Raw genomic sequence first — 18,679 nt, forward strand, 5'->3', positions numbered from 1 at the left:
ACGCCTTGTCCCCCAACGACCCGAGCTTCGGGGCCAGGTCGGCATCGACCTGCGCCCGGTGCTCCCGCGACAAACACGCGGTCTCGCGGACCATGATCAGCGCCCGCCGCTCACTGATCTCCCCGCGCGTGAGCGCGGCCAGGGTGTGCGGCATCTCCTCCACCAGTGCTTTCGCGACCCCGACGTGCTGGTCCGCCACCGTCGGTGAACACTTCCTGGCCAGCGCGATCTCGGCGCGGACGCTGCGGGAGTCCTCACCCAGGCCCTCACGGTCCACGACCGCGGCCTGCGTCAGCCGGGCCTGCACCGCTGCGGCGGCGCCCTTGATCGCCTCCAACGCCGACACCGTCGCGACCCGCTCCGCCTCGGTCAACCCCTCCGGGTTCAGCTCCGCCAACGACGACACCACCGAGCGCACCTGCGCTTCGGGTGTGGTCGTCATCGGTGTCGCGTCCATACCCCAAATCGTACACGCGTTCGGTGACATCCAGCCGGTTGTCCACAACCCAATTCCCTTGCACCACAACCCTTTTCGTAGCGTCAGGGTGAGTGGCTGCTAGAGCGACCGTTGACGCTGACGTTGCGAAAGCAGCGACGCCTAGCGTCAGGGTGAGTGGCTAATAGAGCGACCGTTGACGCTGACGTTGCGGTGACGGGCTAGAGCCGAGGGAGCAGGCTCTTGGCGACTTCACGGTAGGCCCGTGCGCCCTTGGACGTCCGCGACGTGGAGAGGATCGAACGACCAACGGCCGGAGCCTCCGCGAACCGCACCGTGCGCGGGATCGCCGGCGACAGGACCGGAAGCCCATAGCGCTCCCCCACGTCATTGAGCACTTCCTGCGAGTGGTTGCTGCGGCCGTCGAACAACGTGGGCAGAATCCCGATGATCTCGAGCTTCTTGTTGAGGATCTTCTGGACATCGGTGACCGTGTCGAGCAGCTGCCCGACACCTCGGTGGCTCAACATCTCGCACGGCATCGGAATGATGAGTCCCTGAGCGGCGGTCAGCGCATTGAGCGTGAGCACGCCGAGGCTCGGCGAGCAGTCGAGCAGGATGACGTCATAGTCCTTGCGCACGTCTTCGAGCACACCCTGCAGCACGTATTCGCGCGCGGGCCGGCCCAGGAGGACCGCTTCCGTGCCGGCCAGGTCGATCGACCCCGGCGCCAGATCGACCCCGTCGTCACTCGGGGTGATGATGTCGGCCAGCTCGACCTGGCCCAGCATCACGTGGTGGACCGACGACTCGACCTCGTCCGGGTCGATGCCGAGACTGAAGGTCAGGCACGCCTGGGCGTCAAGGTCGAGGAGCAGCACCCGCTTGCCGGCCTCGGCGAAAGCAGCCCCGAGCGACGCGACCGACGTCGTCTTGGCGACACCACCCTTCTGGTTGGCGACGGCGATGATCGTGGCACCTGAAGAGCGCTTGCGTGGAGGCACGGACAGTCCTTGGAATCGTCGGTATGCCGGCCGGCCCAGTCTGGCAGGCAGTCACGTCCCACACGTGGATTGCTCACATGGTGTCTACCGGGGCGGCAGGACTGCCTGACCAAGGTCGGCGAAGTAGCCGTCGTGGATTCCCCAGTGGTCTGTCAATCCACCTCGACCGGCCGTGGCACTGCGGCAGCCTCCGCAGCTTCAAGGGCTGCCCAACCGGACTTCTCCGGTCCGGCAGTCTGCCCTTCGGGGCAGTGCGCCCTGAAGTCACACCACGTGCACAGGGGCCCCACCACTGGCGGGAACAACGTCGACTCGACGCCGCGCTCCGCGAAGTCCGCGTCGACCCTTTGAGCATCGCGCGCGATCGACTTCGCCTCATCGACCTTGCGGGTCAGCGACTCCGGGGTGTGCGTGTGTGACACCACCTCACCGGTGGGCACGTGGTGGAGCTCGACGCGAAGGCACGGGCGACGGAACATCTTCCAGACGGCAGCGGCATACAGGGCCATCGGCAAGGACGTGCGCGCGTCATCCTCGCCCAAGGGTTTCTGGCTCGTCTTGTAGTCCACGACCACGAGTTCGCCGTCGCGGTCGTCGAGCCGGTCGATGCGCCCCGTGACGCGCAGCGCCCCGCTCACGAACGAGACCGTTCGCTCGATCCCCTTGGGCTGGTCGTCCGGGTCGACACCTCCGAGGTATGCCGTGACGTGCTCCTGCGCCCGCTTGCGCCACTGGCTCGCCTGGTCCGGATCACGAAAACCCACATCGATCCAGGACTGGCGCACCAGCTCGCGCCCGGCCGACGCCGTGCGGCGATCACGCGGCAGGTCCCACCAGTCCCGAAGCGCGTTGTGCACCGCCAGACCGAAGGAGGTGTGCGCCCGCTGCGGCCGGGCCTCCGGCCGCGGCTTGTCGAGGTATTGCATTCGATAACGGCGGGGGCAGTCGACGAGAGCAAGAAGCCGCGACGGGCTCGCGGCATACAACTTCGGCGGCATGCCCGCGAACTCCTGCTGGACCGGCCGCCCGGCGCCCACATCGCTCACCTGACTCACCTCCCCAACCTAGCCAGAGCGGCCGACACTGTCCGGCAACCATCCACAGGCGTGTCAGCTGAAGACGATGGTGCGGTCCTCGTTGAGGATGATCCGGCTCTCACAGTGCCACTTCACGGCACGCGCGAAGACCCTGGACTCCACTTCTTCGCCCGCCGCGACGAGGTCCTCCGCATTCATCCGGTGGTCGACCCGGTGGATGTCCTGCTCGATGATCGGCCCCTCGTCGAGATCGGCCGTGACGTAGTGCGCGGTCGCCCCGATGACCTTGACCCCGCGCTCGAACGCCTGGTGATAGGGCTTGGCACCCTTGAAGCTCGGCAGGAACGAGTGGTGGATGTTGATGACCCGCCCGCCGAGATCGCGGCAGAGGTCGTCGCTGAGCACCTGCATGTAGCGGGCCAGGGTGATCAACTCGACGTCGTGCTCGGCGACGAGTTCGCGCAACTGCGCCTCCGCCTCCGCCTTGGTATCGCGAGTGACGGGGATGTGGTGGAACGGGATGCCGTAGGACCTGGCCATCGGCTCGAGGTCGAGGTGGTTGCTCACGATGCCGACGATGTCGGCGTTGATCTGACCGGAGTTCCAGCGGAACAGCAGGTCGTTGAGGACGTGACCGAAGCGGCTCACCATGACAAGCATTCGGTATGCCGTGGCCGCCTTGCGGAGCTCCCACACCATGTCGAACTCGTCTGCGACAGAGGCGAACCCGCCCCTCCATTGATCCACGTCGACGTCGCTGTCGCCGGTAGCGAATCGCACGCGCATGAAATAGCGGCCGGTGCGGTGGTCGCTGAACTGCTGGCTCTCCTCGATGTTGGCGCTGCGCTCGTAGAGGTGCTGGCTCACCGCAGCGACGATGCCGGGACGGTCCGGGCAGGACAGGGTGAGGACGAGGTCACCCTCGTCCTCGGAACGGATGCGTCGGGAGACGCCTTCAGTCATGGCTCGATCACTTTCACGCCGCGGGACTGCTCGACGATACGTGACCATTCCCGCGGCTTCGTCGTGTTCTCACCGAGGCGGTTGAGCTTGCCGGTGCCGTGGTAGTCGCTGCTCCCGGTCACGACCAGTTTGTGGCGCTCGGCGAGCCGCAGGGCACGCTCGACCTCCTCGGGTTCGTGGTCGCGGTGATGCGCCTCGAGTCCTGCCAGCCCCGCCTCGGCGAACTCCTCGACCATCTCGTCACTGACGCTGGCCATCCGCATGGCGAAAGGATGGGCCAGGACCGGAACTCCCCCAGCACCCCGCACGAGCTTGATCGCTGCCACAGGGTCGGGTGCGTAGTGCCCGACGTAGTACTTGCTCCCGTCGTGCAGCAGGTCGCGGAACGCCTCGTCACGTGTGGCCACGACCCCGTTCGCCACGAGTGCGTCGGCCAGGTGTGGCCGGCCCAGCGTTGCGCCCGGCGCCACCTGCGCGCGCACCTCACGCACCGTGATGGGTATGCCGTCCGCGGCCATGCGTTGAACCATGCGATCCATGCGGCCCACCCTGCTGTCGCGGGCCCGGGCGAGCTCGATGGCCAGGCGCGGGTCGTCGGGGTTGGGCAGGTAGCCGAGCAGGTGGATGCTCCGGTAGGCGCGGCTGCACGAGATCTCGATCCCCCGAACCAGCCTGATGCCTTCGCGGTGCGCCGCACCCACGGCCTCTTCCCACCCGGCGGTCGTGTCGTGGTCGGTGAGGGCGATCATCCCCAGACCCGCAGCCTTGGCCTCGGCCACGAGGTCGGATGGGCTCTGGGTCCCGTCACTTGCGGTCGAGTGCGTGTGGAGGTCGATCTTCACGCTGCGTAGCCTAAGCGCGAAGTGGCCGGCCCACCCCTCACTCCGGACTCGCGAACCGATCGCGCCGCAGAGGCAACCTTTGACGGCATACCCCCGTAGTGCTGGGTGAGACCACGACAAGGGGGACACATGCTGGGACGAGAGTCCAAGGCTGAACGCGACGCGGCGTTCACCGCATTCATGACCGACGCGACACCGTCGCTGCTGCGCACAGCGTGGCTGCTCACGGGGTCGCACGATCGCTCCCAGGAGCTGGTGCAGGCAGCGTTCGTCAAGACGTATGCCGCGTGGCCCAAGGTGCGCCGCGAACAAGCCTTGGCCTATGCCAGGCGGATCCTCGTGAACCACAAGACGGACACGTGGCGCAAGACGTCGCGCGAGGTGATTGTCGACGGCGTGCCCGAGCGCCCGATCCGACCCGACAGCACCGTCGAACATCGCGACGAGATCCTGCGCATGCTCGACCTGCTCCCGGCGCAACAGCGAAGGATCGTCGTCCTGCGCTACTACCAGGACCTGTCGGAGCAACAGACCGCCGACCTGCTCGGCATCTCCGTCGGCGCCGTGAAGTCCGGTGCCTCCCGTGGACTCGCCACCCTCCGAACCGCCCACCTCACCACCGAAGGGAGCCAGCGATGAGCTTCGACATGGAAGACCTGCTCAGGAACGAGCTCCGTGGCGCCGCCTCGAGCGCTCCGCACGACCTCGGGATCGCCGACCAGGACGTGCTCACGCGCGGTCGCCGGGTTGTCGTCCGTCGTCGCGTCCTCACCGTGGCCGGTGCCGCCGCCGCGACGCTCGTGATCGCCGGGACGATCGGTGTCCTCGCCCCACGGGCCGGTGACACCGACACGCTCCCCGCGGTTCCGACGCCCACCGTGACGCCGACTCCGGACGTCACCCCGACAACCACGTCCTCGGCCTCGCCGTCCGCGACGGTGACGAGCAGTGCAACTGCCACACCAAACTCGACCCCGTCGGCCACGACGACCACGACGACGACCCCGGAATCCACTCCGAGTCGGACGCCGTCGAAGTCGCCCAGCCCGAGCACCACCTCGGCCAGCGTGGACTGGACCGACCCCGTCAGCGTGGGCGGTGTCGCCTACAGCGCAAGGCTGGTGCGCGACGGCATGTCTGGCGACTACCCCAACTACAAGGCCGAACTCCGCGCGAACGGCTCACTCGTGTACACGCGTCACGACCCCAACGGAGAGCACGGACTCGGCATCGCCGCCGACCCTCGCGTCGTCTATGCCTCGCATGTCGGCCCCCTCTCGGACGTGGTCTCGGAGAACGGCCAGCCGGTCAGCGGCGAGGAGTTCAGGTCGATCACCCTGCCCTTTCCGGACACGGGCCATGAATACCCGAAGGGGTCCATGACCTTCACCATCATCAAGCTCCCCAGGCCGGCGACCGTCGACGAGAACGGCAACGTGACTCGAATGGTGGTTCGCAATGCGAACGGCACCGAAGCATCCTTGGGCGTCGGCTACGACTTCTGAGGCGTGACAACCTTTCGGACCGGTCGGCCGTATCGAGGGCGTCCGGTTCGATGGGTATGGTGTGAGGTGGTGTCGTGAGCAGGCGCGATGACGGGTCGTTCGACGAGTTCATGCGGTCGAGCTCCCCCCGGCTGCTGCGGCTGGCGTGGCTGCTCACGGGTGGCGCGTCGAGCGCGGAGGACCTGGTCCAGGAGACGCTCGAGCGCGTCTATGTGGCGTGGCCCCGGATCGAAGCGGGCGGCACCCACAACTATGCGCGGCGCGTGCTCGTGAATCTCCACACCGACTCACATCGGCGTCGCTGGCGTGAGTCGCTCACGTCGGAGGTACCGGAGACGTCGCTCTCGGACCGCTCGGATCAGGTCGTCCTCTCCGACCACCTCGCGGGCGCTCTGGCTCAACTTCCGGTCCGCGAGCGCCAGTGTGTCGTCCTGCGCCACCACGTCGACATGTCCGAACGCGACGTCGCCGAGGCCCTCAACATCAGCACGGGGACGGTCAAGTCCTCAACCTCGCGCGGCCTCGCCCGCCTGCGCACCCTGCTCGTCACCGAAGGAGACCGTCATGCCTGACCCGATCCTCGAGCTCCTTGCCGCTCCCCCGTCACCTTCGCTGGCCGTCGACGAGGACGCCGTGTATGCCGGGGGGCGCCGTCGCCTGCGCCGGCGCGCCTTGCGGCGCACCGGGCTCGGCGTGGTCGGCGTGGTGGGAGCAGCCGCCATCACGTTCGGTGCCCTCGGCTCGGGGGTGCGCAACGACGCCCTCCCGGCCGTCCCGTCTCCGTCGGTCAGCGTCGGCAAGCCCGTTTCCGCCACGGTGCTCGACGGTCGCTATGCCGTCGAGGTCATCCCTGGTGACACGGGCGACCAGCCGAACGTCACGTTCTACAAGATCGAGGACGGCAAGCGCACACAGCTCGCGCAGTCGCTGGTCGACTCAACCGTCGTTTCGATGGGCACCGGCACCGGTGCCGACGGCGTCATGCTCGGCACCGCGCCGGTCGGCCTGGCCAAGTCCCTGACCAGCGCACCTGAGGCGAAAGGCGGGATCCAGCAGGACGATGCGCCGCTACCCGGAACCGAGTTCAAGGCGTACGCGCTCAAGTTCGACAACCCGGCCGACGTGGGGACCTACAGGGACACGTTCTGGATGGACGATGCCGGAAGCGGTGCGGTCCGTGACGGCATGGGCAACCGAGTGCTCAGCACGAGGCTCGCCGAGACCGACACCTTCTTCGTCGATCGTGAGTCGGGCGTCATGGGCGTCTTCACGCGCGACGGCGGATCAATGAAGCCCCTGACCCGAGAAGAGGCCATCACCACGATGGGCTACGGCCAGCAGCACGATGGAGGTGACTGGACTTGGCGCTCCGTCACCCTCCTCCCTTCTGAGGCGCGCAACATCGAGTTCTCGTGGGCCGCCGACAACTACCACTCCGAGGTCTTCACCGAGTCGCTTCCGAACGGCACTGAGGTGGCCGCATTTGCCGACGCCACCGGTCCCGGATCGGGCGCGGGCCCGCGGGTCACGAAGGTGACGTGGACGGACGAGGCGGGCGTACGGCATACCGAAGAAGTGAAGTGACCTTCGACTGAGATGCCCTCACACGACGAGGTGGGTGTACGGGTCCGGTCGCTCGTCGTAGCTGCGCAGGATGCAGAACTCGTTGCCCTCGGGGTCGGCCATCGTCACCCAGCCCGCCCCGGGGCCACCCTCGGGGTGGTCGCGCAGGTCGTTGACGACGGTCGCGCCGTGGGCGAGGAGGCGCTCGACCTCCTCGTCGCGGGTGCGGTCCGTGGGCACGAGGTCGAAGTGGAGTCGGTTCTTCACGGTCTTGCCCTCGGGTACCTCGATGAAGAGCACCCGCTCGCGACCGTCGGGGCTGAGGATCATGCATTCCTCGTGGCCCGGGAGATTGGGGTCCTGTGGGTCCTCGGACCACCCGAGCACTTCGCTCCACCAGTGCGACTGGTCGTGGGCGTTGCGGGAGTCGACTGACGTGTGTGAGATCCGTGAGGCCATGTCGGCCACCCTTTCATTCGGGAATCAGGCCGGCCACCGAGATACTCGACTCAACCTTTGGGGGACGTGCTCCGTTCTAAGGGGGCAATGACGAACCGAGGGAACGAGGGGTGAGATGGCGGGGAGACACGACGACGAGTTCGCCGAGTTCGCCGTGGGGGCCACACCACGGCTGTTGCGGACGGCCTGGTTGATCTGTGGTGACGAGTCTCAGGCCGAGGACCTGGTGCAGTCGGCCATGGTCAAGGTCTATCTGCGCTGGGGCTGGCTGCGCACCCGCCAGCCCGTCGCCTACGCGCGCAAGTGCATCCTCAACGAGCACATCGACACCCATCGCCGACGCCAGCGCGAAACGACCGTCAGCGACCTGCCGGAGCAGCACCATCGCGACCGCGAGCCCGAGGACACCGGGCACATCGTCCGGCTCCTCAACACCCTGCCGACGCGCGAGCGCCAGGTCGTGGTGCTCCGTCACTACGTCGGGCTCCCTGAGGCCGAGGTCGCCGACCTCCTCGATGTGAGCGTCGGCACCGTCAAGAGCAGCGGGTCACGCGGCCTCGTCCGGCTCCGCGAAGCCCTCGCCACCGAAGACCTTCAGGAGGGACAACATGTCTGACTTCCAGCAGCACGATGAGATCCGCGACCTGCTCGTCCGGGCACCAGCGCCCCACCTGCACTATGACCTCGACGCCACCCTGTCGACAGGTCGGCGGGTCCGCCGTCGCCGCCGGCTGGCCATGGGCGGAGGCGCCGCCGTCGTCCTTGCAGCCGGGGCGATCGGGTTCGCTGCCGTCGGCCCGCTGCCGGATCGAAGCGTGCTGCCCGGGGCGTCGGACGTCTCGACTGCCGGCGATCGCGTGACGAGCCGAGTGCTCTCCTCTCGGTATGCCGTCGAGCTCGACCGCGCCGCCAAGCCGGGCCAGGACGACGTCACCCTCTTCCGGGTCGATGACAACTGGAAGAACGTTCGGTTGTCAGCCACTCGGTCGACGCCCGACGGTGTGTCCCTCGTTCGGGCTGCGGGCAGTGACACGGTCATGATCGGGACGGCCCCCGCTCGGGCCGCGTCGTTGATGGTCGTCACTGACGGCGTCGTGGAGCTGCCCTACCTCGACAAAGTTCCCCTTCCAGGCACCGATCAGCAGGCCATCGGCGTGGAGTTCCGGGATGCTGCAACCGCCGATGCCTACCGGGACGTCGTGTGGACCGACGGCTCGGGAGCCTTCAACGCCAAGGGACAACCCTTGACGAGTGCATGGCTCCCGGCGAGCGAGAGCACCCTCCTCCTGTACCCCGACCAGCGGCTCATGGCCGATCTGCGACCCAATGGCGGCCAGGTCGAGAAGTACGCTCCCGGCTCCACACCATGGCTCGGCCTCGACCTCGACTCGCGGGCGACGAGGCTGCAGTTCCTGAGCGCCGCCTTCGCGCTGCCGAACACCGGTCGTGCGGCCACGGACGTGACAGTGACGTGGAACACCGGGGCCACGACGCCGGCCACGGTCGTCGGTCGTCCCGGTGCCGAGTGGACCTTCGTCCACACGACCCGTGAGCGCAGCCAGTCAGTGGTCGACGGCGAGATCCACCCCACCGCCGTCGAATGGACCGACGCCTCCGGCACCCGCCACACGGAGGCGGTCAAGCGGAACGTGCCCTGACCGCATCACGCAAGCGGACGGCATACCGAGAATTCCTGGTATGCCGTCCGCTTGCGTTGGGAGAGAAGGAGACTCAGCCCTCGGCGGGCTTGTCCTCCACGGCGTCAGGGCCGGCCCAGTTCTTGTCGGGCTGAGGCGTCGGGCGACCGGGCTGCTCGCCGCCGCGCGACTCGAGGTAGTTGTTCTTGGGGACCATGACCTTGCGGCGGAAGATGCAGACGACCTTGCCGTCCTGGTTGTAGCCGATGGTCTCGACATAGACGACGCCACGGTCGTCCTTGGAGGTGGACTCCCACTTGTCGAGGACCTTGGTCTCGCCATAGAGGGTGTCGCCGTGGAAGGTCGGCGCGACGTGGCGCAGGCTCTCGATCTCGAGGTTGGCGATCGCCTTGCCGCTGATGTCCGCGACGCTCATGCCGAGCAGGATCGAGTAGACGTAGTTGCCGACCACGACGTTCTTGCCGAACTGCGTCGTCTTCTCCGCGTAGTTCACATCCATGTGAAGCGGGTGGTGATTCATCGTGAGGAGGCAGAAAAGGTGGTCGTCGTACTCGGTGACCGTCTTCCCGGGCCAGTGCTTGTAGGTCGCTCCGACCTCGAACTCTTCATAGCTGCGTCCGAACTGCATGCCGCCCATCCTCGCCTGCCGCGCGCGCCGACACAGCACGTATGCCGCGTGCGTTCCCTCACAGGTCAGGTCACCTCTGTCGCGTGGACCCCATGACACGAAATCGTTGATCGTCCCGGTTGCAACAAGGACGGTGCCCGATTTCCGGGATGGTCAGGCTGCGAGGGCCCGGCGGATCATGGCGGCAACTCGTTCCGGCCGAGACAAGTCAGACCACACGAGCCGCACGACCGCGTATCCGAGGGAACGCAAGCGGTCTTCGCGCTTCTTCTCCGCGGCCAGCGCCTTGTGTCCGTCGGCTCCGGCGTACTTCTTGAGTCCATCGAACTCCACGACAACCCGTCCCTCAACGAGGAAGTCCACCTTGGCGACGAAGTCGTCGTTCTCGTCACAGATGACGACCTGGCTCCGCCAGTTGTGCCCCAGATCGTGCAACAACACTCGCGTCCGTGTTTCGCCCGGGGAGTCGCTCTTGGCGTCGGCAAGGTCAAGGAGGTGCTGGCCCAGGGCCCTTCGGGGCTTGGGCACGAGCTGATCGACGGCCCTGCGAATGCGATCGACTGTGCAGACCTTGGTGCGCAGTGCCGCATCGAGCGGAACCAGCGCGGCCTCAAGACCGGAGCGGAGGAGTACCTGGACGATCGCGTGCTCAACCGACACGGCCCGCGTCTCGTCCACCATGACGTGAGGGAGTGATCCTGGCTGCGTGCGCAACCCTGCGGAGAGCCGGACCCGCCCCGCCTTGGTCTGGACATCCACGACGTCCAGGCGCACACCGTGGAGTGGCAACCCACGCATCGCCAGGGCGGCCTGATGCGTCACCACGTCGTCCGGGCGCGTTCGCATCACGGCCAGCGCCCGCAACCTCAGAACCTCTTCGTGCACAGCCGGACGCCATACGTCCCCCACAACGTATGCACCTCTTCGGACCCGGACGACGTCGCCGGATCGCGTGAGCGCCCGCAACGCCGCGTCGTCGACGTCCACCCCTCGAGCGTCGGCCGTGCTGAAGACACCGCCGCGGGCGGTGGCGATGGCGTGAAGTCGAGAATCCATCACGCCATGGTGGCGCAGGGAGCGAGTCGAGCCGCTCGACTATCCACAGGGCTCAGTCCTGACAGGGAATCGCGGGTCGTCCAAGTTGCAACCGGGACGATCCACGATTTCCGCGTCATAGGGTGACCGGCATGGCGGACTTCATCGGCGCGGTCGACCAGGGCACCACGAGCACCCGGTTCATGGTCTTCGACCACGACGGGCGCGAGGTGGCCCGGCACCAGCTCGAGCACGAGCAGGTCCTCCCCCGCGCCGGCTGGGTCGAGCACAACCCCCTCGAGATCTGGGACCGCACCCAGACCGTCATCGGCTCCGCCCTGACCAGCGCGGGACTCTCCTCTGCCGACATCGCCGCCATCGGCATCACGAACCAGCGCGAGACCGCGATCGTGTGGGACCGCCACACGGGTCGCCCGTTCCACAACGCCATCGTGTGGCAGGACACCCGCACCGACTCGATCGCCAAGGCCTTGGACTCCGACGATCGCGGCCAGGTCATCCGCCACAAGGCCGGCTTGCCTCCGGCGACCTACTTCTCGGCCGGCAAGATCCAGTGGATCCTCGAGAACGTCGACGGCGTCCGCGAGGCAGCCGAGCGCGGCGACGCCCTCTTCGGCACTCCCGACACCTGGCTCGTGTGGAACCTCACCGGCGGACCCCGCGGCGGCATCCACGCCACCGACGTCACCAATGCCAGCCGGACCATGCTCATGGACCTCACCACCCTCGACTGGGACGACGAGCTCCTCGGCTTCTTCGGAATCCCGCGCAGGATGCTCCCGCAGATCCACGCGAGCAGTGACGACACGGCATACGGGATCACGTCCGGGGAGCGAGGCACGGCGAAGGTGCCGATCACCGGCGTCCTTGGCGACCAGCAGGCCGCAACGGTCGGCCAGGTCTGCTTCGAGCCCGGCGAGGCGAAGAACACCTACGGGACCGGCAACTTCCTCCTGCTCAACACCGGCACCGAGATCGTCCGCAGCAAGAACGGACTGCTGACCACCGTGGCGTACCAATTCGGTTCTTCCGCACCGGTATACGCGCTTGAGGGCTCCATCGCGGTGACCGGCAGCGCAGTCCAGTGGCTGCGTGACCAGCTCGGCATCATCTCGGGCGCCTCCGAGGTCGAGACCTTGGCGGCGCAGGTCGACGACACGGGCGGGGTCTACTTCGTGCCGGCGTTCAGCGGGCTCTTCGCGCCGTACTGGCGCAGTGATGCGCGCGGCGCGATCGTCGGGCTCTCCCGCTTCAACACCAACGCCCACGTCGCACGGGCGACCCTCGAGGCGATCTGCTATCAGAGCCGCGACGTCGCGGATGCCATGACTGCGGACTCAGGCGTGCGGCTCGAGACGCTCAAGGTTGATGGTGGTGTCACCGCCAACCGCCTCTGCATGCAGCTCCAGGCCGACATCCTCGGCGTGCCCGTGAGCAAGCCGGTGGTTCCCGAGACGACGGCCTTGGGAGCCGCGTATGCCGCGGGGCTGGCCACCGGCTTCTGGTCCGGCACCGATGAACTCAGGGCGAAGTGGGCCGAGGCCGAGCGCTGGGAACCCTCGTGGTCCGACGACCAACGACGAGACGGGTATGCCGGATGGCGCAAGGCGGTTGACCGGACCCTGGACTGGGTCGACGTCGACTGACGCGAAGAGGGGCCCGATGCTGGATCGAGCCCCTCTCGGGTGGTCTGTGAAGCTGTCCTGCTGCTCCTCATGCGGGGTGCGCCGCGTGGCGGTGGCGGCGCGAGGCGACGGCGATGCCAGCGCCACCGAGGGCAAGGCCGGCGAGTACTCCGGCGCCGACCTGGAGCACCTCGATGGCGTTGTCGTCGACGGTGAGGGCTGCAGTGCCGGGTACCTTCGTGGCCGGCGAGTCGGCCTTCGGCGCGGAGTTCTGCAGGATCGAGCCGTCCGGTCGGGACTGGCTGGACGCCGCCCCTGCCGGCTCCCCGGGGTCGGGCAGGGCGCTGGCCGGTGCGGCGATCGAGAGGGCAAGGACGCCGGCTGCACCCACGGTGCAGGCCGTGCGGCGGAGGCTGGTGGAGTGGGACATGGTGGCGCTTCTTCCTGGTGGGAGCCGACCCGTCGTGGAGCTGGGTGCTCGTGAACCCTGATGTTCACTCGGCTACTGGACAGGAGGCGGCGTGAGGCCCGGGGATACGGCGTGGGAGGGCGGTCTGAGGAACCACCCGCCTGGGCCAGGGACCCCGGCTCAGAGAGGCTGCGTCAGGGCCTCATGGACGATCTCGGACACACCATTGATCGACTCGCGGCCGTAGCGGAAACCCCTCGGACTGCGCGTGAGGATCGCCATGGTGTAGTTCCGACTGTGACCGATGACCCGTCCGATGGAGTTGAGCCGGTAGCCATCCGGGAGTGGTCCCCAGCCGTTCTTGGTCTCGGTGTAGACACCACCCGGCAGGGGCGGATCCGCCACGCCCCAGCGCTGGTTCGGCACCACGCCGGCCATGAGGTGACGGACGTAGGCCCGATGGCCGCCGTGGATGATCGCCGACCCGCCCGTCGGGGTCGCTGGCGCGATGGCGCCGAGCATCTTCACCAGGTCGGCTGGCGTCGTCTTGGTGTAGCCCCACCACGTGGCCGTCCCTGCCGCACCGCCGCCCTGAACCGTCGTGCTCGTCATCTCCAGGAGGGCGGCAGCCTCCTGGACCTTCGACGTGTCGACCCACGCGAGGAGCGCGTCGGTGGCTGCGTTGTCGCTCGACTGGATCATCCGGCGGGCCTGGTTGTGCTGGGCGTCCGTCAGGGCCGCCCCTGAGTCTTGGACCTTCCGCAAGCACGCGATGAGGATGAGCACCTTGATCGTGCTCAGCGACTCGTTGGTGAACGGTTGCCACTCGAACGTCTCGCCGCTGCGCTGGTCGCGGACGAAGAGACCCAGAGTTCCGCCACGCGTGGCCAGATAGGCGTCCAGCTCGGCCGTCAGGGCTGCGCGGTCCACCGTGCGAGCCACCGGAGCAGTGGTCTCGGCGGGCAAGGCCGGCTGTGCACGCGCCAAGGGCGCGGCCGCGACGTCGTCCGGCCGCTCCCGCAACGCGAAACCCGCCCCGACGAGGGCCAACGCCGAGCTCGCGATGACTCGACGTGAGATGGGGGTGGTTTCCGGCACAGGCCACAGAGTAGGCCCGGAGGGCGACCTATGCTGGCAGGCGTGACCCTTTCGCCGGCTGCGCGCACGTCCACCCTCCAGCGGCTGCGGTCAGGTGAGGAACTCGACGTCCTCGTCGTGGGAGGCGGTGTCGTCGGCTGCGGGACCGCGCTGGACGCCGTGACTCGAGGGCTGTCCACCGGCCTCATCGAGGCCCGTGACTACGCCAGTGGCACGAGTTCGCGCTCGAGCAAGCTCATTCACGGCGGCCTGCGCTACCTCGAGATGCTCGACTTCGGGCTCGTGCACGAGGCACTGCAGGAGCGCCGCCTGCTGCTCACGACGATCGCTCCCCACCTCGTGCGTCCGGTGCCCTTCATGTATCCATTGAGCAAGCCGGCGTGGGAGCGCTTCTACGTCGGCTCGGGCATCGCGCTCTATGACGGGCTCGCTTTCGGGGTTCGCCAGACCGCGGGTCTCCCCCGCCACCGGCACCTCGGCAAGAAGGCTGCTCTCCGGCTCATGCCGAGCCTGCGCCCCGACGCCCTGACGGGGGCGATCCAATATCACGACGCCCAGGTGGACGATTCACGGTTCGTGCTCGAGCTGGCCCGGACTGCGGCCATGCACGGCGCGCACGTCGTCAACCGGGTTGCCGCCGTGAGCATGCTCCGCTCCGAGGACGGCGAGCGCGTCGTCGGGGTCCGGGCACGGGATCAGCGCACCGGCGAGGAGTTCGACATCCGCGCCCGTCGTGTGATCGCGGCCGCCGGCGTCTGGACGGATGAGATCCAGTCCATGCTGGGCGAGGGCGGGCCGCTCAAGGTGCGGGCCAGCAAGGGTATCCACCTCGTCGTCCCGCGCGACCGCATCAGCTCCGAGACCGGCGTCATCCTGCGCACGGCGAGGTCGGTCCTCTTCATCATCCCGTGGGACGAGCACTGGATCATCGGCACGACCGACACGGACTGGAACCTCGACAAGGCGCATCCGGCAGCGACGTCCGCGGACATCGACTATCTCCTCGAGACGGTGAACTCGGTCCTCGTCACGCCACTCACCCGCGACGACATCGACGGCGTCTACGCCGGCCTGAGGCCACTGATCTCCGGCGACGAGGCCGATGAGACCACCAAGCTGTCACGCGAACACGTCGTTGCCACACCGGTTCCCGGGCTCACTCTCATCGCCGGCGGCAAGTACACGACCTACCGGATCATGGCCAAGGACGCCGTGGACGAGGCGGTCCAGGATTTCGAGGCCGAGGTGGCGGCGTCGTCCACCGACAAGATCCCGCTGGCCGGCGCGATCGGCTGGGAATGGCTCAGCGAGCGCCCGCAGATCCTCGCCCGATCCGCCGGAATCGACCAGGAGCACGTCGAGACGCTGCTCGAGCGCTACGGCACCCTCACCAAGGAACTCATCGCGCTCATCAACGCCCAACCCGAGCTGGGCGAACTGCTCCCCGGCGGCGAGACCCACCTCAAGGCCGAGATCGTCTACGCCGCAGCCACGGAGGGCGCCGTCCACCTCACCGACATCCTGACCCGCCGCACCCGCATCTCGATCGAGGCTCGCGACCGCGGAATCATCGCGGCGCCACATGCCGCAGCACTGGCAGCACCGATCCTCGGATGGGACGACGCCCGCGTCGCGCAGGAACTCGACATCTATCACCGCCGCGTCGAGGCCGAGATGTCGAGCCAGACGATGCCCGACGACGAGAGTGCCGCCGAGGCCCGCCGACTCGCCCCCGACGCCACCCTCTGACATCACGCGTCCCCAACCGAGGAATTGGCTGAGTTCGGGACGGATGGGTGCGTCCCCAACCGAGGAATTCGGTGAGTTCGGGACGCCGGTTTCAGGTCAGGGGCGGTCGAGGTCCAGCGGTGGGCCGTGGTGCGTGCAGTGGCCGATCACGTCCTCGTCGACCTCGATCTGCGGCACCCACGCCCCGTTCGCCGGGGGCCGTTCAGGGTCCTCGAGGGCGACCCGCACGAGCGGCATCCGGCTGCGGGCCTCGTCGATGGCCGCGATCATCGCGTCGTACTCGGAACGCGGCCAGTAGAGCCGGGTGATCGAGTGCCAGACCACGGTCAGCACGTCGTCATCCACCGGGGCGGCCAGCTGCTCGCGCACCCACTGCGCAGCCGGTGCGCGGTCGATGACGACCGGATTCTCGCGCAGTGTGGCGAGCGCGCCCACCAGCCGCGCATCGCGCTCCGGCATGTGCGGCCAGATGAACGACCGCAGGTATGCCGCTCCCTCACCTGTCGTGGCATCGAACGGTTCGAGGTCGCACCCCCTGCGTGACGCGACCTCGAACTCAACAGGCGCGAATCCCGTTGCGCCACAACCCTCCAGCACCAAGTGGGCATCAGACGGCCCTGCCTCCCAACCGTCCCCGACAAATCGGTACTTGTCGACGAGGAGGTTGAGTCCAGCCGAGGCACCCGGCTCCAGCAGGCGCACCCGACGAATCCCAGTGCGGCGCACCGCTTCTGACAAACCTGCCAGCAGCGCCACCGACCGACCCACCTCGTTGGTCTGCGGCGCCACGTCGAGGCCCGCTCGCAACTCGGCCACATGCGAGCGCAACACGGGCTCAAGAGCCGGCCACACGGCATACCGGTCGGCGGTTCCGCCCATGGACGGATAGAAGGGCTCGAGCCCGGGTGCATCCCCTCGCAACACGATCCGGTGAATCCCGGCCAGCAGTCTCAGCTGGAGCAGATCCCCCGCGGGCGCGTCCTCCCGGCCCGAGAGGATCTCGCGCACGACTCCGCCGCGGTCCCAGTCGCCGGCCAAGTCGCGGACGAGCACGCCGTAGAGGTGCTCGGTCCTCCCGTCGAAGTGGTTGCGCATGCGCTCGCCAATGGTCGCTCCGTCGTAGGCAGTCACGCGTGACACCATAGGCGGGTGAGTGAAGAGCAGAAGAAGGCCGAGAACCGCGCCCGTCCGACGACCGAGGAGTTCCGCGGCTTCGTCCGCGAGGACTGGGCGGAGCGACGACCGCAGGCGACCGGCGAGTCTCCTGCCGCCCCGTATGCCGCGGCGCGCCGTTCAGCTGTCAGCAAGGCCTTCCCGGGTCAGCGTCTCATCGTCCCGGCGGGTGGGCTCAAGGTGCGCAGCAACGACACCGACTACGTGTTCCGCCCCCACACCGCCTTCGCCCACCTCACGGGCCTCGGCGCCGACCGCGAGCCCGACGCCGTGCTCATCCTCGAGCCGAACGGCGACGGGCACGAGGCGATCCTCTACTTCCGACCTCTCGGCGAGCGGGACAGTGACGAGTTCTTCGCAGACGCTCGCTATGGCGAGTTCTGGGTGGGCGCTCGCCCGAGCCTGGCCGACATCGAGCTCGAACTCGGGCTCACCGCCAAGCACATCGACGAGTTCGAGGCTGCGGCGGCCAAGGACGCCGGCGAGGTCGTCGTTCGCCTCGTCCGGGATGCCGACCGCGAGCTCACGGCCGTCCTCGACAAGGCGCGCGCCGACAACGGTGCTGCATCCGAATCGCTGGAGGAACAGGACGACGAGCTCGCCCACCTCCTGTCCACGCTGCGGCTCGTCAAGGACGAATACGAGATCGAGCAGATGCGCGAAGCGGTCGCCGGCACGCACGTCGGCTTCGAGGCGGTCATCGCCGAGCTCGCGCGGGCCGCAGAGCTGGGCCGCGGCGAGCGCTGGATCGAGGGCGTCTTCGGGCTCCACGCCCGCCACCAGGGCAACGGTGTCGGCTATGACTCCATCTGCGCCGCCGGTGACCACGCGAACACGCTCCACTGGATCCGCAACACCGGTGACGTGACCGAGGGCGAACTCGTGCTCCTCGACGCCGGCGTCGAGGTCGACGCGCTCTACACCGCGGACATCACCCGCACGCTTCCCGTGTCCGGCACCTTCACGGACGCGCAGCGCGAGATCTACGACGCCGTGTATGCCGCGCAGGAGGCCGGGATCGCCGCGGCCAAGCCGGGCAACAAGTTCTCGGACGTCCACGCCGCCGCCATCCGAGTCATCGCCGAGCACCTCCACGCGTGGGGCCTGCTGCCCGAGGGTGTGTCGGTCGAGGACACCCTCGACACCGAGCACGGCCAGTACCACCGCCGCTGGATGGTGCACGGCACCTCGCACCACCTCGGTCTCGACGTGCACGACTGCGCCCTGGCGACGCGGGCCGAATACATGGATGCCGAGCTCACGCCGGGCATGGTGCTCACGGTCGAGCCGGGGCTCTACTTCAAGGCCGACGACCTCAAGGTGCCCGAGAGGTTCCGCGGTATCGGCGTGCGCATCGAGGACGACCTCGTCATCACTGCGGCCGGCAACGAGAACCTCTCGGCCGCGATGCCGCGGAGCAGCGCGGACGTGGAGGCCTGGATCGCGGACGTTCGCGAGGAGAACGCCTGACGGC

The 18,679-nt window shown here is 68.0% G+C and carries 19 protein-coding genes and 1 pseudogene; 9 read left to right on the top strand and 11 right to left on the bottom strand.

Going from position 1 to position 18,679, the window contains the following annotated elements; translation table 11 throughout:
• The 5 genes and pseudogenes from N802_RS19320 to N802_RS04625 form a co-directional block, all read right to left on the bottom strand.
• Positions 1-457, bottom strand: a pseudogene (locus N802_RS19320) (DUF222 domain-containing protein); the annotation flags it as partial.
• Positions 458-657: 200 nt separating this feature from the next.
• Positions 658-1,440, bottom strand: a complete 783-nt coding sequence (locus N802_RS04610; protein WP_035913023.1) for a ParA family protein — start codon at positions 1,438-1,440, stop codon at positions 658-660.
• Between the two features lie 152 nt (positions 1,441-1,592).
• On the bottom strand, positions 1,593-2,495 hold the full coding sequence (locus N802_RS04615) for a RecB family exonuclease (RefSeq protein WP_245613834.1): 903 nt from the start codon (positions 2,493-2,495) through the stop codon (positions 1,593-1,595).
• A 54-nt stretch (positions 2,496-2,549) separates the two neighbouring features.
• A complete protein-coding gene (gene purU, locus N802_RS04620; protein ID WP_035913026.1) occupies positions 2,550-3,440 on the bottom strand; it encodes a formyltetrahydrofolate deformylase in 891 nt (296 codons plus the stop codon).
• Positions 3,437-4,282, bottom strand: coding sequence for a PHP domain-containing protein (locus N802_RS04625; RefSeq protein WP_035913029.1), 846 nt, complete (start codon positions 4,280-4,282; stop codon positions 3,437-3,439). The genes purU and N802_RS04625 overlap by 4 nt, the downstream gene beginning before the upstream one ends.
• Positions 4,283-4,411: 129 nt before the next feature.
• Between N802_RS04625 and N802_RS04630 the strand changes: the two genes are divergently transcribed.
• The 4 genes from N802_RS04630 to N802_RS04645 all read left to right on the top strand — a co-directional run bounded on the left by N802_RS04630 (position 4,412) and on the right by N802_RS04645 (position 7,371).
• Positions 4,412-4,921, top strand: coding sequence for a SigE family RNA polymerase sigma factor (locus tag N802_RS04630; RefSeq protein WP_035913033.1), 510 nt, complete (start codon positions 4,412-4,414; stop codon positions 4,919-4,921).
• A complete protein-coding gene (locus N802_RS04635; RefSeq protein ID WP_035913036.1) occupies positions 4,918-5,787 on the top strand; it encodes a hypothetical protein in 870 nt (289 codons plus the stop codon). The genes N802_RS04630 and N802_RS04635 overlap by 4 nt, the downstream gene beginning before the upstream one ends.
• Before the next feature lie 74 nt (positions 5,788-5,861).
• Positions 5,862-6,359, top strand: a complete 498-nt coding sequence (locus tag N802_RS04640) for a SigE family RNA polymerase sigma factor (protein WP_035913039.1) — start codon at positions 5,862-5,864, stop codon at positions 6,357-6,359.
• Positions 6,352-7,371, top strand: a complete 1,020-nt coding sequence (locus tag N802_RS04645) for a hypothetical protein (protein WP_035913041.1) — start codon at positions 6,352-6,354, stop codon at positions 7,369-7,371. The genes N802_RS04640 and N802_RS04645 overlap by 8 nt, the downstream gene beginning before the upstream one ends.
• 18 nt (positions 7,372-7,389) lie before the next feature.
• On the opposite strand, the gene N802_RS04650 is transcribed toward N802_RS04645, so the two are convergent.
• Positions 7,390-7,809, bottom strand: coding sequence for a VOC family protein (locus N802_RS04650; protein ID WP_035913778.1), 420 nt, complete (start codon positions 7,807-7,809; stop codon positions 7,390-7,392).
• A 115-nt stretch (positions 7,810-7,924) separates the two neighbouring features.
• On the opposite strand from N802_RS04650, the gene N802_RS04655 reads away from it, so the two are divergent.
• Positions 7,925-8,425: a SigE family RNA polymerase sigma factor gene (locus N802_RS04655; protein WP_035913042.1), complete on the top strand. Its 501-nt coding sequence runs from the start codon at positions 7,925-7,927 to the stop codon at positions 8,423-8,425.
• Positions 8,418-9,467 carry a hypothetical protein gene (locus N802_RS04660; RefSeq protein ID WP_035913044.1) on the top strand — a complete coding sequence of 350 codons (1,050 nt, stop codon included), beginning with the start codon at positions 8,418-8,420 and terminating at the stop codon, positions 9,465-9,467. The genes N802_RS04655 and N802_RS04660 overlap by 8 nt, the downstream gene beginning before the upstream one ends.
• Before the next feature lie 73 nt (positions 9,468-9,540).
• Here N802_RS04660 and N802_RS04665 read toward each other — a convergent pair whose 3' ends face one another.
• Both N802_RS04665 and N802_RS04670 read right to left on the bottom strand, forming a co-directional pair.
• On the bottom strand, positions 9,541-10,095 hold the full coding sequence (locus N802_RS04665) for a MaoC family dehydratase (protein WP_035913048.1): 555 nt from the start codon (positions 10,093-10,095) through the stop codon (positions 9,541-9,543).
• A 153-nt stretch (positions 10,096-10,248) separates the two neighbouring features.
• Entirely contained in the window at positions 10,249-11,151 is a 903-nt protein-coding gene (locus tag N802_RS04670; RefSeq protein WP_035913050.1) for a type IV toxin-antitoxin system AbiEi family antitoxin domain-containing protein, read from the bottom strand.
• Between the two features lie 131 nt (positions 11,152-11,282).
• Between N802_RS04670 and glpK the strand changes: the two genes are divergently transcribed.
• The gene (gene glpK, locus N802_RS04675) at positions 11,283-12,797 is read left to right on the top strand and encodes a glycerol kinase GlpK (RefSeq protein ID WP_035913052.1); all 1,515 of its coding nucleotides are present in this window, start codon (positions 11,283-11,285) and stop codon (positions 12,795-12,797) included.
• Between the two features lie 67 nt (positions 12,798-12,864).
• Here glpK and N802_RS04680 read toward each other — a convergent pair whose 3' ends face one another.
• On the bottom strand, positions 12,865-13,206 hold the full coding sequence (locus tag N802_RS04680; RefSeq protein ID WP_035913054.1) for a hypothetical protein: 342 nt from the start codon (positions 13,204-13,206) through the stop codon (positions 12,865-12,867).
• Positions 13,207-13,365: 159 nt separating this feature from the next.
• Entirely contained in the window at positions 13,366-14,283 is a 918-nt protein-coding gene (locus tag N802_RS19325; protein ID WP_052109441.1) for a serine hydrolase, read from the bottom strand.
• 30 nt (positions 14,284-14,313) lie between these two features.
• Here N802_RS19325 and N802_RS04690 point away from each other — a divergent pair, with 30 nt between their 5' ends.
• Positions 14,314-16,032 (top strand): glycerol-3-phosphate dehydrogenase/oxidase, encoded by a 1,719-nt coding sequence (locus tag N802_RS04690; protein WP_035913056.1) that lies wholly within the window; start codon positions 14,314-14,316, stop codon positions 16,030-16,032.
• A gap of 96 nt (positions 16,033-16,128) precedes the next feature.
• Here N802_RS04690 and N802_RS04695 read toward each other — a convergent pair whose 3' ends face one another.
• Positions 16,129-17,163, bottom strand: a complete 1,035-nt coding sequence (locus N802_RS04695; protein ID WP_035913058.1) for a DUF2332 domain-containing protein — start codon at positions 17,161-17,163, stop codon at positions 16,129-16,131.
• An 18-nt stretch (positions 17,164-17,181) separates the two neighbouring features.
• Between N802_RS04695 and N802_RS04700 the strand changes: the two genes are divergently transcribed.
• Positions 17,182-18,675 carry an aminopeptidase P family protein gene (locus tag N802_RS04700; RefSeq protein ID WP_035913060.1) on the top strand — a complete coding sequence of 498 codons (1,494 nt, stop codon included), beginning with the start codon at positions 17,182-17,184 and terminating at the stop codon, positions 18,673-18,675.
• Positions 18,676-18,679 lie beyond the last annotated feature (4 nt).

Source organism: Knoellia sinensis KCTC 19936 (assembly GCF_000768705.1).
Lineage (GTDB): Bacteria > Actinomycetota > Actinomycetes > Actinomycetales > Dermatophilaceae > Knoellia > Knoellia sinensis.

Coding starts and splice junctions, on each gene's coding strand:
- purU (WP_035913026.1), bottom strand. CDS start 3,440: ATGACTGAAGGCGTCTCCCGACGCATCCGTTCCGAGGACGAGGGTGAC.
- N802_RS04630 (WP_035913033.1), top strand. CDS start 4,412: ATGCTGGGACGAGAGTCCAAGGCTGAACGCGACGCGGCGTTCACCGCA.
- N802_RS04635 (WP_035913036.1), top strand. CDS start 4,918: ATGAGCTTCGACATGGAAGACCTGCTCAGGAACGAGCTCCGTGGCGCC.
- N802_RS04645 (WP_035913041.1), top strand. CDS start 6,352: ATGCCTGACCCGATCCTCGAGCTCCTTGCCGCTCCCCCGTCACCTTCG.
- N802_RS04650 (WP_035913778.1), bottom strand. CDS start 7,809: ATGGCCTCACGGATCTCACACACGTCAGTCGACTCCCGCAACGCCCAC.
- N802_RS04655 (WP_035913042.1), top strand. CDS start 7,925: ATGGCGGGGAGACACGACGACGAGTTCGCCGAGTTCGCCGTGGGGGCC.
- N802_RS04660 (WP_035913044.1), top strand. CDS start 8,418: ATGTCTGACTTCCAGCAGCACGATGAGATCCGCGACCTGCTCGTCCGG.
- N802_RS04665 (WP_035913048.1), bottom strand. CDS start 10,095: ATGCAGTTCGGACGCAGCTATGAAGAGTTCGAGGTCGGAGCGACCTAC.
- N802_RS04670 (WP_035913050.1), bottom strand. CDS start 11,151: ATGGATTCTCGACTTCACGCCATCGCCACCGCCCGCGGCGGTGTCTTC.
- glpK (WP_035913052.1), top strand. CDS start 11,283: ATGGCGGACTTCATCGGCGCGGTCGACCAGGGCACCACGAGCACCCGG.
- N802_RS04680 (WP_035913054.1), bottom strand. CDS start 13,206: ATGTCCCACTCCACCAGCCTCCGCCGCACGGCCTGCACCGTGGGTGCA.
- N802_RS04690 (WP_035913056.1), top strand. CDS start 14,314: ATGCTGGCAGGCGTGACCCTTTCGCCGGCTGCGCGCACGTCCACCCTC.